This is a genomic window from Candidatus Delongbacteria bacterium (assembly GCA_041675285.1).
Taxonomy (GTDB): Bacteria; CAIWAD01; CAIWAD01; order CAIWAD01; family CAIWAD01; genus CAIWAD01.
Genome location: JBAYTZ010000002.1, coordinates 383,887 through 397,850, shown reverse-complemented (window position 1 = coordinate 397,850; position 13,964 = coordinate 383,887). Strand labels below are relative to the sequence as shown.

General features: G+C 66.1%; 12 protein-coding genes and 1 tRNA gene. All 13 read right to left on the bottom strand.

All coding sequences use genetic code 11. From position 1 onward, the window contains the following. Positions 1 to 9: 9 nt before the first annotated feature. The 13 genes from WC326_03470 to WC326_03410 all read right to left on the bottom strand — a co-directional run bounded on the left by WC326_03470 (position 10) and on the right by WC326_03410 (position 13,960). A complete protein-coding gene (locus WC326_03470; protein MFA7330114.1) occupies positions 10 to 843 on the bottom strand; it encodes a DUF6754 domain-containing protein in 834 nt (277 codons plus the stop codon). A gap of 135 nt (positions 844 to 978) precedes the next feature. Further along, positions 979 to 2,325, bottom strand: coding sequence for a TIGR00341 family protein (locus WC326_03465; protein MFA7330113.1), 1,347 nt, complete (start codon positions 2,323 to 2,325; stop codon positions 979 to 981). An 80-nt stretch (positions 2,326 to 2,405) separates the two neighbouring features. Further along, a tRNA-Ser gene (locus WC326_03460) sits at positions 2,406 to 2,494 on the bottom strand. Positions 2,495 to 2,855: 361 nt separating this feature from the next. Then, positions 2,856 to 3,176, bottom strand: coding sequence for a heavy metal-binding domain-containing protein (locus tag WC326_03455; GenBank protein ID MFA7330112.1), 321 nt, complete (start codon positions 3,174 to 3,176; stop codon positions 2,856 to 2,858). Next, a complete protein-coding gene (tadA, locus tag WC326_03450) occupies positions 3,148 to 3,669 on the bottom strand; it encodes a tRNA adenosine(34) deaminase TadA (GenBank protein ID MFA7330111.1) in 522 nt (173 codons plus the stop codon). The genes WC326_03455 and tadA overlap by 29 nt, the downstream gene beginning before the upstream one ends. Further along, positions 3,666 to 4,253 (bottom strand): hypothetical protein, encoded by a 588-nt coding sequence (locus WC326_03445; protein MFA7330110.1) that lies wholly within the window; start codon positions 4,251 to 4,253, stop codon positions 3,666 to 3,668. The genes tadA and WC326_03445 overlap by 4 nt, the downstream gene beginning before the upstream one ends. Positions 4,254 to 4,336: 83 nt before the next feature. Next, positions 4,337 to 5,137, bottom strand: coding sequence for a prepilin peptidase (locus WC326_03440; GenBank protein MFA7330109.1), 801 nt, complete (start codon positions 5,135 to 5,137; stop codon positions 4,337 to 4,339). A 105-nt stretch (positions 5,138 to 5,242) separates the two neighbouring features. Continuing rightward, a complete protein-coding gene (locus tag WC326_03435; protein MFA7330108.1) occupies positions 5,243 to 6,490 on the bottom strand; it encodes a type II secretion system F family protein in 1,248 nt (415 codons plus the stop codon). 10 nt (positions 6,491 to 6,500) lie between these two features. Next, complete coding sequence (locus tag WC326_03430; protein ID MFA7330107.1) at positions 6,501 to 8,201, bottom strand: ATPase, T2SS/T4P/T4SS family; 1,701 nt, start codon at positions 8,199 to 8,201, stop codon at positions 6,501 to 6,503. Between the two features lie 82 nt (positions 8,202 to 8,283). Continuing rightward, positions 8,284 to 11,241: an Ig-like domain-containing protein gene (locus WC326_03425; protein MFA7330106.1), complete on the bottom strand. Its 2,958-nt coding sequence runs from the start codon at positions 11,239 to 11,241 to the stop codon at positions 8,284 to 8,286. A gap of 11 nt (positions 11,242 to 11,252) precedes the next feature. Beyond that, positions 11,253 to 12,701, bottom strand: coding sequence for a secretin N-terminal domain-containing protein (locus tag WC326_03420; GenBank protein MFA7330105.1), 1,449 nt, complete (start codon positions 12,699 to 12,701; stop codon positions 11,253 to 11,255). 33 nt (positions 12,702 to 12,734) lie between these two features. Next, positions 12,735 to 13,268 carry a hypothetical protein gene (locus WC326_03415; GenBank protein MFA7330104.1) on the bottom strand — a complete coding sequence of 178 codons (534 nt, stop codon included), beginning with the start codon at positions 13,266 to 13,268 and terminating at the stop codon, positions 12,735 to 12,737. After that, entirely contained in the window at positions 13,265 to 13,960 is a 696-nt protein-coding gene (locus tag WC326_03410) for a hypothetical protein (protein MFA7330103.1), read from the bottom strand. The genes WC326_03415 and WC326_03410 overlap by 4 nt, the downstream gene beginning before the upstream one ends. Positions 13,961 to 13,964: the final 4 nt, after the last annotated feature.

The window sequence follows — 13,964 nt, the reverse complement described above, 5'->3', positions numbered from 1 at the left end:
TTGCCGGGCTTATTGAATCAGGAACCAGTCCCGGAAGCGCCCGGCGCCCTCCAGCCAGCCCAGGGAGTCCAGGGTGACCAAGAGGGAGCCCAGCAGCATCACGGCGATGCAGACGATCTTGTACCAGTCCGTGGCCTTGAGATTGGAGAGCAGCTTGGGGTCGCGGCTCAGGTAGGCCGAGGCGGCGAACAGCTCCTCGCCGATCAGCGTGTAGTCGCAGGCCGCGATGAAGAAGGGCAGCTGGGTGACTTCCGCCGTTCCCGCCACCTGGATGGCCTTGGCCTCGAAACCCGTCTCCGAGAGGATCAGCGATTCGGCGAAGAAGCGCCCCAGCAGCAGGTTGGCGGCCGGCCGCTCGCGCAGCATGATCCCGTTGACGCCCGCCGTGTAGGCGAACTGCTCGTCGGAGATGAAACTGATGTTGCCCGGCCGGTGGTCTTCCGGCACGCCCGCGTTATAGAAGCCCTGGCGCACCATCTCCTCGGCCACGCTCATGACGAAGGGAATGCGGCAGGGCACGAAGATCTCGGTCTTGTAGCGGGCCGCGGTCTCGGCCACTTTCCCCAGGATCAGCATGGAGGCGATGGTCTGGATGTCCTGCATGTCCTCGATGCCCGGCACGTAGAGGATGGGCCGGCCCATCTCCGTGCAGCGGCCCACGGCCTCCTCGATGGCGTCGATGCCCGCGATGCGCCGGATGAACAGGGAGCCGGGATCGCGCTTGATCCGCTGGTAGAAGTAGAAGAGCAGGACCACCATCAGCACGATGGTGCAGAAGACCGTGATCTGCCCGGCGCTGAGAGTGAGCGACCCCAGGGCGACCTGGGCAAGGGAGACCGGCATGAGACCCCCGGATTGGGAAGCGGTGGAAGGCCGGGCGAGGGACCCGGACACGTCGGCCCGTGGACGGAAACAGGCTCGGCCAGTGTAGCGAAAGACCGGCGACAGGGAAAGAAAGCCGACCCTGCCCGGCCCCTCTCAGGGTTCCGTGCGCAGGAGCACGGTGCGCTGCCCGAGCCGCTCGCCCAGCCACGTCCGCAGCCGGTCCTGCTCTTGGGCGGTGAGCCCCTTGGTGCTGACCACGTGGGCCAGCAGCACGGTATCCGCAGGTTCGGTCTGGACGCGGAGGGCCGGTGCCAGGATCAGGTCCTGCAACCCGGGCTGGATGGCCCGGGCCTCGCGCAGCAGGCGGGCGGATTCCTGCCGGTCGGGCCGCCAGAAGCCCAGCTCCGTCTCCACCTGCCGCAGGCGGGACTCCAGCAGGCCGCCGGCCTCCGGCAGGCGCTGGACGGGGCCGGCGTCGCGGCCGGCCAGCAAGCCGTCGTCCAGCCGCGCCCCCTCCTGGTGAAAGACCAGCTCGATCTCCTGCAACTGGTAGACGCCCCGCCGGGCCCGCAGCAGCTCCTTCACTTCGGGCGAGAGGGGCTGACCCACCAGCATCACGTCCAGGCGCGGCGGCCGTGCGCGCACATCCATTTCCCAGGCCAGCACGCGCGTGCCCGGGAACTGGAATTCGCGGGTCAGGAACTGCTCCAGGCTCTGTTCGCGCAGACTGGCCCGCACCATGTTCCAGGCCAGAAACAGGCTGGGCAGCACGGTGACCAGTACCACGGCCCAGATCACCCGCCGGACCCGGCCCAGCAGGCGGGGATCGGTGAGTGTCACGTGCCGGAAGCGCAGTACGCGCGTTACCGCCAGCGTGCCCAGGCTGATGAAGACGGTGTTGATGAAGAAGAGGTAGAGCGCGCCCGCCAGATAGGTCCACTGGGCCGTGGCCAGCCCGTAGCCCGCGGTGCAGAGGGGCGGCATCAGGGCCGTGGCGATGGCCACGCCGGGCAGCACGTTGCCCCGTTCGCGGCTGTTCATGGCCACGATGCCGGCCATGCCGCCGAACAGCGCGATGCCCACGTCCCAGATGGCGGGTGTGGTGCGCGCCAACAGTTCGCTGCGTGCGGCGGAGAGGGGCGTGATCAGGAAGTAGAGCGTGGAAGCGGCCAGGCTGATGGTCACCATCACCAGGAAGTTCTTGAGCGACTTCTTGTAGAGGGGCCAGTCGAGGATGCCCACCGCCAGACCGATGCCCATGATCGGCCCCATCAACGGGGAGATGAGCATGGCGCCGATGATGACGGCCGTGGAGTTCACGTTCAGTCCGATGGAAGCCACAATGATGGCGCAGACCAACACCCACACATTGAAGCCGCGAAACTCCACGCCTTTGCGGATGAGGGCGCCGACCTCCTCCTCCGGCAGGCGGTCTTCGCCCAGGTTGAAGCGCTCACTCAGGAACGATTGGATGACGCGCAGCAAGTCGCGGCTTTGCATCGGCCCCTCCATTGGCGGTCAAGATTGACACGTGCTGGCGTAGTCGGGATAGAAAAGGCCCCGCCGAAGCGGGGCCTGAGCGGAGGAGGTGGGATTCGAACCCACGGTGCACAGTTAAGCACACAACGGATTTCGAGTCCGTCCGATTCAACCACTCTCGCACTCCTCCGGGAGGCTGGTCAACGGGTTCGTCGGAGCCGGCGGGCGCTGGATGAACCACGAACAACCAAATACCGGCGTCCGGCCGGGTCGAACGGGCAGCAACGTAACACACGAGGCAGCCGGAGCCAAGCTGTGCCGGTCTGTCCGCCACGCCAGACACAAGGTGCGGGGCGCGGGAAGGACAGGAAGCCCGGGTCCAGGCGACGTGACGACAGCGGGAAAAATTGGCCCCGGGTCTCCACTTTGCGGGGAACCTGAATAGGCCAAATTTCTGTTCAGCCGGCGCTCCCCAACGCCTTTGGGCGGGTGGGGGGGGTGGGAGGGCGCAGCTCTTCACTTTCCCGAACACCGTCCACGCCCGGCCACGCTCAACGGAAGGCCACGGCGGTCCCGCTCACGCTCACCATCAGCATGCTGCCCGAATTGCCCACCACTTCATAGTCCAGATCGACGCCCACCACGGCATCCGCGCCCTTGGCCCGGGCCTGCTCCTCCAGCTCGCGCAGGGCCACTTCGCGCGCCTTCTGCAGCTCCTTCTCATAGGCCTGGGAGCGCCCGCCCACGATGTCGCGGATGTTGGCGAAAAAGTCCTGGATGATGTTGGCGCCCAGGATGGCCTCGCCCGTCACGATGCCCAGGTAGCGGGCGATGGGCTGGCCTTCAATACTCGGGGTCGTCGTCACGATCATGCTGCACCTCCGGTTGTTCGCGTGTCCTGGCCAGGCGGGCCTCCGCCCGGCGCTCCCGAAAAAACTGCCGCAGCAGCTCGCCGCACTCGAGCTCGCGCACTCCCCCCAGCAGTTCCACCCGGTGATTCAGCTCCGGGCGCTGGACCACGTTGTGGACGCTGCCGCAGGCCCCGGCCTTGGGATCCCAGGCGCCGAACACCACGAGTGGAATCCGCGCCAGCACGCAGGCGCCGCCGCACATGGTGCAGGGTTCCAGCGTGACATAGAGCGTGCAGGCCTCCAGGCGCCAGGAACCCAGCTGGTTGGCCGCGGCGGTGATGGCCAGCACTTCGGCGTGGGCCGTGGGATCCTGCAGGCTCTCGGTGCGATTGTGGCCGCGGCCGATCACCTGGCCCTGGTGGACGATCACGGCGCCCACAGGCACCTCGCCCAGCTCGGCCGCCCGGCGCGCCTCGCGCAGGGCCATGTCCAGGAAGATCTCGTGTGGGTTCACCGGGCTTTCCGGCGCTCTTCCGGCAGTTCCGCCCGGTGCAGCCAGCCGCGGGTCCCGGCGGCGCTCCTCACCTGCAGAAAGCCCTGGCGGCTCTCCGGGGCCAGCACCGTCAGAACCTGGCGCCCGGGCAGCACCTGATGCTCGCCCAGCAGGTCCTGTTGCGCATAGAGCAACGGACCGGCCAGGCTCAGGGTGTCGCCCGCCGCCGGTGGCCGGCTGGCCAAGCCCCGGGCCAGCTCCGCGGGCAGCGCCGCGGCCCGGCCGCTCGTCCCGCTCGAGCGGACCTCCAGCTCGCTGCGGTAGACCCAGACGCGCCGCCGGGGCTGGGCGTCCTGCGCCTCCAGCTCCAGGTGGTAGAACCCGCCCTGGACCCCCAGCACCTTGGCCTTGCGGTCCTGCTTGAGGGAGTGGGAGGAGTCCGCGAAGGACGGCGCCAGGAAGACCCGGGTGGGGGCCAGGGTGATGGTCTCGCCCGTCTGCAGCGGCGCGCGGCCGCCCACAGGGACGTGATCCGGCAGCAGGACCTGGGCGCCGGCCGTCCCCAGGGCCAGCAGCAGGAGCAAGGGCAGGATGCGTGCGTACATGGTCGACCTTTCGTTGGGGATCCCGGGCGGGCTCAAGGTACGCAGCCCGGCAGGCCTCCGCCAGCGCCCGGCCCGCCGGTCGGCTACAGGCCCAATGCCCAGTCCAGATAGGCCCGGATCCACTCCGGCCCCTGCAGCAGGGCCAACCAGCTGCCCAGGGCCAGCCAGGGGCCGAAGGCCAGCTCCACGCCGCGCCGCCGGAGCAGCAGGCCCCCGATGCTGCCGCCCAGCGAGGCCAGGAAGATGGCCAGCAGCGTGGACTGCCAGCCCAGCAGCAGGCCCAGCGCGGCCATCAGTTTCACGTCGCCGGCGCCCATGCCTTCGCGCTTGAAGAGCAGCCAGCCCAGCCAGGCGAAGCCCCAGAGCAGGCCGCCTCCCGCCAGCACCCCCAGCAGCGCGTCCGTCACAGCGGGCAGGCGGCTCTCCGCGCCGGCCAGGCCGCTGGCGCTGAGAAGCAGGCCCAATCCGCCCAGCGCTCCCAGGGCCGCGGTCAGCGGGTTGGGCAGGCGGCGGCAGTCCAGATCGATCACCGCCAGGGCCACGAGCAGCGCCAGGGCCGGCAGCCAGACCAGCCACGACCAGCCCAGCGGCACGCGCCAGGCCACGCTGAGGGCCGTCAGCGCCGTCGCCAGCTCCACCAGCGGATAGCGGAGGGGAATGCGCCAGCCGCAGCCCGCGCAGCGCCCGCGCAGGCCGAGCCAGCTTACGATCGGCACGTTCTCCCAGGGCCGGATGAGCCGGCCGCAGGACGGACAGGAGGACCCCGGCCGCACCAGGCTGCGCCCTTGGGGCACCCGGTGGATCAACACGTTGTTGAAACTGCCCAGCGCCAGCCCCAGCAACAGAGCCAGCCACCACGGGGTCAACAGAACAAGAGTCTCCATCCGGTCTCCTCACGCGAGGTGCTCTGGCACGGTGCCTGACACCACTGGCCCAAAGAAAAGGGGCCGGAGCAAGCTCCGACCCCTGGTCGTCGTCGTCCGCGGGGCTTAGTAGCCCAGCTGCTGCACGGCTTGACCGAACTCGAAGACCGGCAGGTAAATCACCACCACGATGGTGGCGATGACCACACCGATGCCGATGATCATCATGGGCTCGATCAGACTGGTCAAGCGCGTGATCACCGATTCCACCTGCTTCTGGTAGAACTCCGCCGCCTTTTTGAGCAGCGTGTCCAGCTCGCCCGTTTCTTCACCCGTTTGGGTGAGCTGAATCAGGGTGGGCGGGAAAATGCTGGTCTTGATCATGGCGTTGGAGAGCGAGTAGCCCTCCTTGAGCATCTCCTGCAGGTCGCCCACGCCGCGGGAGACCACGGCGTTGCCCACCACACCCTGCACCAGTTTCAGCGCTTCGGTCACCGTGACGCCCGAGCCGAACAGGATGCCCAGGGTCTTGGCAAACTTGTTCATCACGCTGTCGTGGATCAGGCCGCCGAAGACGGGCAGCTTGAGCAGCATCTGGTCCAGCACCAGTTCGCCGCGATCCGTCAGGGTCAGCACCCAGAGCCAGAACGAGACGAACAGGATGCCGAAGACCGAGATGAAGAAGTTCTGCGCGATGATGTCGGAGAGCGTCACCATCAGGCGCGTGGGAGCGGGCAGGGTCGCCCCCAGCTGGGTGTAGATGTCCGTGAACTGGGGAATGATCTTCCACAGCAGGATGAACACCACCACCAGCAGGAAGCCGAACATGAAGATCGGGTAGTACATGGCGCCCTTGACTTCCTGGCGCGTGTCTTCCACGGTCTCCAGGTAGTCCGCCATGTCCTGCAGCACGGTGTGCAGCGAGCCCGACACCTCGCCGGCCTTGGTCAGCGCGACGTAGAGGCTATTGAAGTGGTACGGGTAGTGGGCCATGGCGTCGGAGAGCTGCAGACCCTGCTTGATCTCCATGTGGACGCCCATCAGGGTGCGCTTGAACTTCTTGTTGCGCTCCTCCCGGGCCAGGTTGCCGATGGCCTTCTCCAGGGTCAGGCCGGCGGAGAACATGGTGGAGAGCTGACGCGTGAAGAAGACCATGACCTTGAGCGGCACGTGGTTCTTCAGGTTCTCCATGGCCGCGTTGATCTTGTCCAGCACGGTCACGCGCTGCACCTGATCGGCCTTGACCTCTTTGAGCTGGATCAAGGTGCCCTGGTTCTTCACCACTTCCAGGGCGGCGTCGAAGGTGGCGGCCGTCAGCGAGGATTCCACCCGCTGCCCGGCGGCGTTGCGGATCACATAGTTGTATTTCGGCATTCAGACCTTCCTAGAAGTCTTCCACCGTGGCACGCTTCACTTCCGCCAGCGTCGTGATTCCGTTCATGGCGCGACTCAGGCCCGCGTAGCGCAGGGAGATCATGCCATGCTCCTTGATGGCCACCTCGCGGATGCGCTCCTGGCTGGCCGCCTCATAGATCAGCTTGCGGATGTCCTGCCGGACTTCCAGCACCTCGAAGATGCCGGTCCGGCCGCGATAGCCGGAATTGCGGCAATGCGGACAGCCCTTGCCGACGTAGATCGGCTTGCCCGTGAACTTGTCCGGATCCTCGTGGATGGCCAGCCAATCCTCGGGCGTGGAGATCTTCTCCTCCTTGCAGTGGGAGCAGATCCGGCGCACCAGGCGCTGGGCCATCACCAGGTTCAGGCAGCTGCCCACCAGGAAGGGCGGGACGCCTAGGTCGATGTAGCGCGTGATGGTGGAGGGCGCGTCGTTGGCGTGCAGGGTGGTGAAGACCAGGTGGCCGGTCAGGGCGAACTTGATCGCGATGTCCGCCGTCTCCTGGTCACGGATTTCACCGATCAGCAGGGTGTCCGGGTCCTGGCGCAGGATGGAGCGCAGCGAGGCGGCGAAGGTCAGGCCGATCTTCTCCCGCACCTGCACCTGGTTGATGCCCTCCACCTGATACTCCACCGGGTCTTCCACCGTGGTGATGTTCGAGGTGATGGAACGCACCTCGCTCAGCGCGGCGTACAGGGTGGTGGACTTGCCCGAGCCCGTGGGGCCGGAGATGATCACCATGCCGTAGGGCTGGGTGATCCAGTGGCTGAATTTGACGTGGTCGTCGTCGTTGAAGCCCAGGTTGCGCAGGCTGAACATGAAGCCCGACTTGTCCAACAGACGCAGCACGACCTTTTCGCCGAAGACCGTGGGCAGGATGCTCACGCGGACGTCCACCAACCGGTCCTGGGTCTTGATGGAAAGACGGCCGTCCTGGGTCAGGCGCCGCTCGGCGATGTTGAGTTTGGAGATGATCTTGATGCGGCTGACGATGCCCGCGTGGCTGGTGATGGGAATGCTCATGGCTTCCATCAGCACGCCGTCGATGCGGTAGCGGATGCGCAGCACGTTCTCCTGCGGCTCCACGTGGATGTCCGTGGCGCGCTCCTGGATGGCCTGGGTGAACATCTGGTTCACCAGGCGCACCACCGGGCTGTCCGCCAGGTCGCGCTCGACTTCCAGCCCGCCTTCCTTGTCGTCCGCGTCGGGATCTGCCACGAACTCCATCTTCGAGATGGTGTCGTGGATTTCCGTCGAGCGCCGGATCTTGGTGTAGAGCCGGTCCACGGCTTCGTCGATGGTGCGTTCGCCGCCCAGCCGGGCCTGGATGGGCATGGTCACGGAGCGCTTGAGCCCGTCCAGCACCACCAGGTCGTCGGTGTCGGCCATGGCCACCACCAGCACGCCGTTCTCGATGCTGATGGGCACCGCGCGGTTGGCCTTGGCAAACTCCTCGCTGACCTTGATCAGCGCGTCGTCGTCCGCCAGCAGGATGCGCTCCGAGGAGACCCAGTCCACGCCCAACTGCTCGGCCAATCCCTCCACCAACTGGTCCTCGCTGAGCAGGTTCAGGTCCAGCATGACCTGACCGATGCGCTTGCCCATGTAGTTCTGGCTGATGGCTTGCCGGACCTGATCCGGGGTGACGTACCCCTTGCGGACCAGGATTTCGCCGATCTTTTCAAACATGCGGATTCATTCCAGTGCTAGAAATCGTGAACCGTGATGAAAACGGCGGGGGCCCACCCGGTGGACCCCCGCCGGAACTGCATCAGTCGCAGGGACGCGTGACCTGAATGATGCCCACGTCCGAGGACGGGCCACCCGGCTGGCGGACGGCGCCCAGGCTCAGGTTGTAGGGATTGTACCGGTAGCAGGGCGGGGTGTCGTCGTCGCACAGCACGCCCGTGTTTTCCAGCACGTCCGGACAGATGGTCAGGGTGACGGTCACCTGGCCCATGATGTCCGTGATCCCTTCGGTGGGATCGAAGGTGCCGCCGTTGGAGCACCAGAACTGGATCAACTGGTTGCTCACCAGGCAGCCGTAGCCGTCGCGCAGCGTGGCGCGCACGGTCACGTCCTGACAGGGCGGCATGCCCGGGCAGGGAAGCATGGGGAACACCACCTGGTCCGTGCTGACCTCGATGGTCAGGTTGTCGTCGCGGTCGCCGGGCTGGAAGGGCAGCTGGAATTCCGCCGTGCCGTCCGGGGTCTGCTTGAAGACGCAGACGTTGCCCGTGCGCCACCCCGTGATCTCTTCCGGATCGAAGGGATTCTCGAAGAGCGGGATCTCGCCGGCCGTGCAGGCCCAGGCCGTGTCGATGACGGCGCCGATGGCCTGACAGTGGTACAGCATGTAATCCTTGGCCACGCCGTGCAGGTCTTCCTCGTCCTCGGCGTCGAAGCCCGTCATGCCGAAACCGTCCATGGAGGCCAGGTTGGCCGGATCCAGGAAGAAGTAGACGGCCGTGCTGTCCTTGACGTCGTTGGAATAGCGATCCCAGAAGTGCGCGGCCCAGGTGACGCGCCACATGGAGGCGCCCACCTGATCGCCCGTGGGATCGAAGTCCAGCGTGCCGTAGGCCGGCGGGCCGGCCACGATGGTCACCAGCGGATAGCTGGAATACACGTCGATGCCCATGTCGTTGATCACGGCGCCCACCTGGACCACGCCCGGCCGGCGGCCGGCGTTGATCACCATCTGGGCGATGCCGTTCTGGGACACCGCGACCAGGGTGTCACCCATGAAGTGGACGTCCTCCATGCCCGGGGTGGAGAGGTAGCTCTCCGGCGGGCTGGCCTGCAGGAAGAACTTGACCGGGATGTCCATGGTCACCAGCGAACCCGAGGCGTCCACCACGCGGGCCTGGACCAGCGCCTCCGAGGCCGAGCCGAAGCCCAGGATCTGGATGCGCGGCGTGGCCGTGGCCATGGTGACGTTGACGGGCAGGCCCGAGTTGACGGTCACGGTGGAGACGTTGCTCCACAGGGTGTCGGCCTGGGTGCCCGAACCCGTCACGAAGTAGGCGCGCACGCTGCTCACGCCCGTCTGGTTGTTCATGCTGAAGACGGCCGCGGCCTGGCCCTGCTCGTTGGTGAAGGCGCCCGCGGTGACCTGGCCGATGCCATTGGTCTTGAAGCCCAGCGGGACGCCGGAGCCCAGGCGCTGGTTCTGGCTGTTGAAGACCGTGGCCAGCACGTTGCTCTGCAGGGAGCCGTTGTCGGGATCCGGCAGGGTCTGGTTGTCGATGCTCAGCGTGATGTGGTGCGGCGTGCCCAGCGGCAGGTCCACCGGGTAGTCCTGCACGTCCTGCAGGTTCGTGGCCGAGCCGTAACCCACCAGCGCCACGCTGAGGGAGAGGGTCTGGCCGGCGTGGCTCTCGTCGCAATCATGCCAGGTCACGCTGGCTACGCCGTTGGCGTCCGTGATGGCCGTGGCCCCCATCTGGCCGAAGGTGGCGCTGAAGGTCACGGTCTTGCCCACGATGGCCGTGTTGGTGTCGTTGTATTTCAGCGACGCCCGCACGTTGGTGACGTTCTCTTCCAGGCACTCGCTGTCGATCTCCAGCTCGCCGCCCGGCACCGGATTGAAGATGACCAGGTCGATGGGCCGCGCGTCCGCCACCTCGAAGAGGTAGTTGAAGGCCCGCCCGCTGGACTGCACCATGGAGAGCACCAGGTCGCCACCCTCCAGCTCGCAGGAGCGCCAGGCGAAGGTCAGGATGCCGGCGTCGTCGGTGACGAGGCTGTACATGCTCTGGTCGGTCAGTTCGCCGAAGCTGGGTTCGATGTTGAAGCGCGCGCCGGAGACCGGGTTGTTGTTGCGGTCGCGGAACTGGTAGACGAAGCGGGTGGAATCCGAGCAGAGCTGGTCGCCGCGCAGCTGCGGATTCTGGGGCAGCACGCGCTGCAGGCTGTAGCCGAAGTCGTTCAGCAGATTGACGGTGGAGGTGGTGAAGAAGTCCGAGCTGCCCGAGATGGCGGCCGTGAAGCGGACGCGCACCGTGTCCGTCGGTTGGTTCGAGGAATTGGCGTAATACACGTTGCCGGTGACGCCGTCGGCGCCCGTCACGCCCTGGGCGGAGACGACGCCCGCGATGCCCGGGCCCACGGAGGCGACGCTGAAGTTCAGCGCCACGCCCTGCACGCCCACGCGCTGGGTCTCGTCGCCCACGGTCACGTCGCGATAGGCGTAGACCTGCACGGGCAGGGTCTCGGCCGCGTCTTCCATTCGATAGATGGTGCTGCCGTCCGCCGGATTGAGGAAGGCCAGCTGGATGTCGCTCTGCTCGATCAGGGTCAGGCTGGCCGAGCCGGTCCGGTTGCCCGCCGCCGCCACGAAGGTGACGGTCTGGTCACCCTCGAAGGCTTGGTCGCTGGGCAGCACGCGGAAGGCGTAGCGCGCCTCGCCGTTGTCGTCCGTCAGGTGGTTGGTCAGCGGAATCAGGGCGCCGCCGAAGGCGGACTGTACCTGGCAGCTCACCGTCACGCCGGAGATGGCCGTGCGTTCGGCGTCCAACACCAGCACGGTGACGGTGTCGCGGATGGCCGTGCGCGAGGACTGGCTGTAGTAGACCTCGCCGTTCTGCACGCTGACTTCCACCTGCGCCACCTGCCGGCCGCCCGTGCCCGTGTTGTCCTGGTTGGTCACCGTGCGACTGTCGCAGGCCGTCCACATGAGGGCGGCGAACGCCAGGAGCGCGGGGAGTAGGAATCTCAGACTCTTCATCGTGGCACTCCTTACTTGTCGTTATCCATGATCAGGTCGTCCAGGCGCAGCTCGTCCTCGACTTCCTGGATGTTGGCCGGCAGCGGCTCGGTCCAGGTGCCTTCGGGCATGAGGATGTGCGGGGTGATCTGGATGACCAAGTCGGTCTTCGAAATGCGCTCCTCGTTGGAGCGGAACAGGCCGCCGATGAAGGGCAGCTTGGAGAGGATGGGCATGCGGTTGACCACGCGGGTCTTCTGGGTCTCCAGCAGGCCGGCGATGATGATGGATTCGCTGTCCTTCACGCGCACCGTGGTGGTCGCCGTCCGGCGCTTCACCTGGGGCACGTCGGAGTTGATGCCCTTCCAGTCGACGATGGAGCTGACTTCCGGGGAGACCTCGGTGGTGATCCAGCCCTCGGGGTTGATGTGGGGCAGGATGCCGAGCTTGATGCCGACTTCCTGCTCCTTGACCGTGATCTGCTGGGACTGGCCGCCGGCGTTGAACACGTAGCTGACCACGTCCACCACGCTGATGTTGGCGGGGCGGTTGTTCAGGGTGGCCACGCGGCTGGCCGCCAGGACGCTGGCCTTGTTGTTGCGCAGCATGAAGTTCAGCGTGACGTCGAAGGCGGTCATCTGCCGGCTGAAGTGGCCGATGTTGTCCAGGTCCAGCGGCTGGAAGGGCGCCGTCTGGGGCAGGGAGCCGCGCGGGGTTTGGATCTCATTCATCCACAGCCAGGGGCCGCCGGCGTTGTTCTTCCAGCCCTGGTTGGAGGTCGGATTCCCCCAATCGTCCGGGATCATCCAGTCCTGCCGGACGGTCCCGTTCTCGGCCAAGATGTTGGTGATCTTGTTCAGCTTGCCCCAATCCACGCCCATCAGTTCCTGGTCGCCCACGACCACTTCGATGAGCTTGGCCTCGAGCATCACCTGGGGCGCCGGGCGGTCCACCCGGGCGACCACGTCGCGCACTTCCTCGAGCACCTTGGTGGAGGTGCGCAGGATCAGCGCGTTGCCGCTGGTGTCCACCTGGGCCAGCTTGGTCATGTCCTGGACCATCTTCAGCACTTCACTGGCCGAGACGTAGTTCAGCGGAATCACGTAGCTGTTGAGGCCCACCTGGGTCTGGATCTTGGCGGGGTCGGCCACCAGGAAGCTGTTGCCCACTTTTTCGTAGGAAAGGCCCGCCGCGCGCACCACGAGATCCAGGGCTTCCTGGACCGGCGTGTCCTTGATGTGCAGCGAGATGCGGCCGAAGTCGTTCTCCTTTTCCTGGCTGAGCTCGGAGCCGGTGACAATGTTGTAGCCTGACTGGCGCGCCAGAATGGCCAGAATGTCCGCCAGATTGGCATCCTGGGCGTCAATGCTGACCCGGTTGTCCAGACTGGGAGTGACGGCCAGGGCCGTCGGCGCGAGCCAGCACGAGGATGCCAGCAGGATGCCTCCGCAGCAGATGGAAAGGAGGGATCGTTTGGTCATCGGGGTCTATCTCCGTGTTTCAGTGAATTCGACCTAGAATTCGAAGTTGCCCTGGGACAGGCGCTTGGCCAGATCCTTGGTGGCGGCTTCCACCTTGAGGGTCAGGGATTGGCCATTGCCGCTCAAACGGACCTGATCGCGACCGATGTCCGCCACCTGGTAGCCCTCGAAGCGGTCGCCCGCGGACACCACGTGGTTCTTGTTGCGCAGCCGGATGATCGCCCGGGGCAGGTCGCCGCTGATGATGCAGGACAGCCGGGGCTTCTTCTCCAGGGCAGCGAGGAAGTTCTTGTCGTCCATCATGATGTTTTTGGAAATCACCACGCGGGACAGTTCCAGCGGATCGATCCGGCTCTCGAAGACGAAGGTCTGGCGCTCCTTCAGGCGCGCCTCCAGCTCGTCCACCGTGCCTTGCAGACGCTGGTCGCTGCCCACGGTGATGTCCGGCTTGGCCTTCAGCTCGGCCACCTGCTGGTGCAGACCCCAGGCCTGCCACCCGAACCAGCCAATGGAGACGAAGAAGAGGGCGATCAGCAGATTCCAGAACAGCTGGTTGTAGGTTTTCATTTGCCCGCCTCCTTGGGGCTCTTGCCGGTTGCCTGCCCGACAGCCTGCACGTCGGAATCGCCCTTGGCGCTGCCGCCCGCGCTGGCGGCCGGCTTGGCGCCCGGCTCGTCCCCGGAGGCCACGGCGTCCGTGTCCTGGTCGCTGCGCACCAGCGTCAGGGTGGACATCTTGATGGTGAAGTCATGCTTCTTCAGGTCGTCGAAGGTCCGGGCGAAGTTCAGCTGGACCAGGTCGTTGCTGACCTTGAAGTACTCCATGGTCACCAGGCGGCTGTCCTTCTCCAGTTCGTTGATCAGCTTGCCGAACTGGGTGAAGTTGCCCTTGAAGGAGACCTGGTAGGGCGTGCGGATGTACTCGGAGATGTTCTTGTCCCGGGGATAGGTCTTCATGTCAGTGATTTCGCAGCCCAGGCTGTTGAGCCGGCCGATGAGGCTGTTGAGGAAATCCAGACTGGCTTCCTCGGTCAGGCCGTCGCGCGTGGATCCCGCCAGGTTCTCGGCGATCAGGTTGGACACACTGCGCAGCTCGCTGGCCAGGATCTGGGCGCTGATCAGTTTCTCCTGGTGGAACTTGAGCTCGGCGTCCAGCTCGGCGATGCGCTGGGGCTTGGCGATCACCACGCTGCCGAAGAGCCAGCTCATGAACAGCGCGAAGCCGATCAGCAGCACGTATCCGGTGATGTTGCGTTTCATTCGG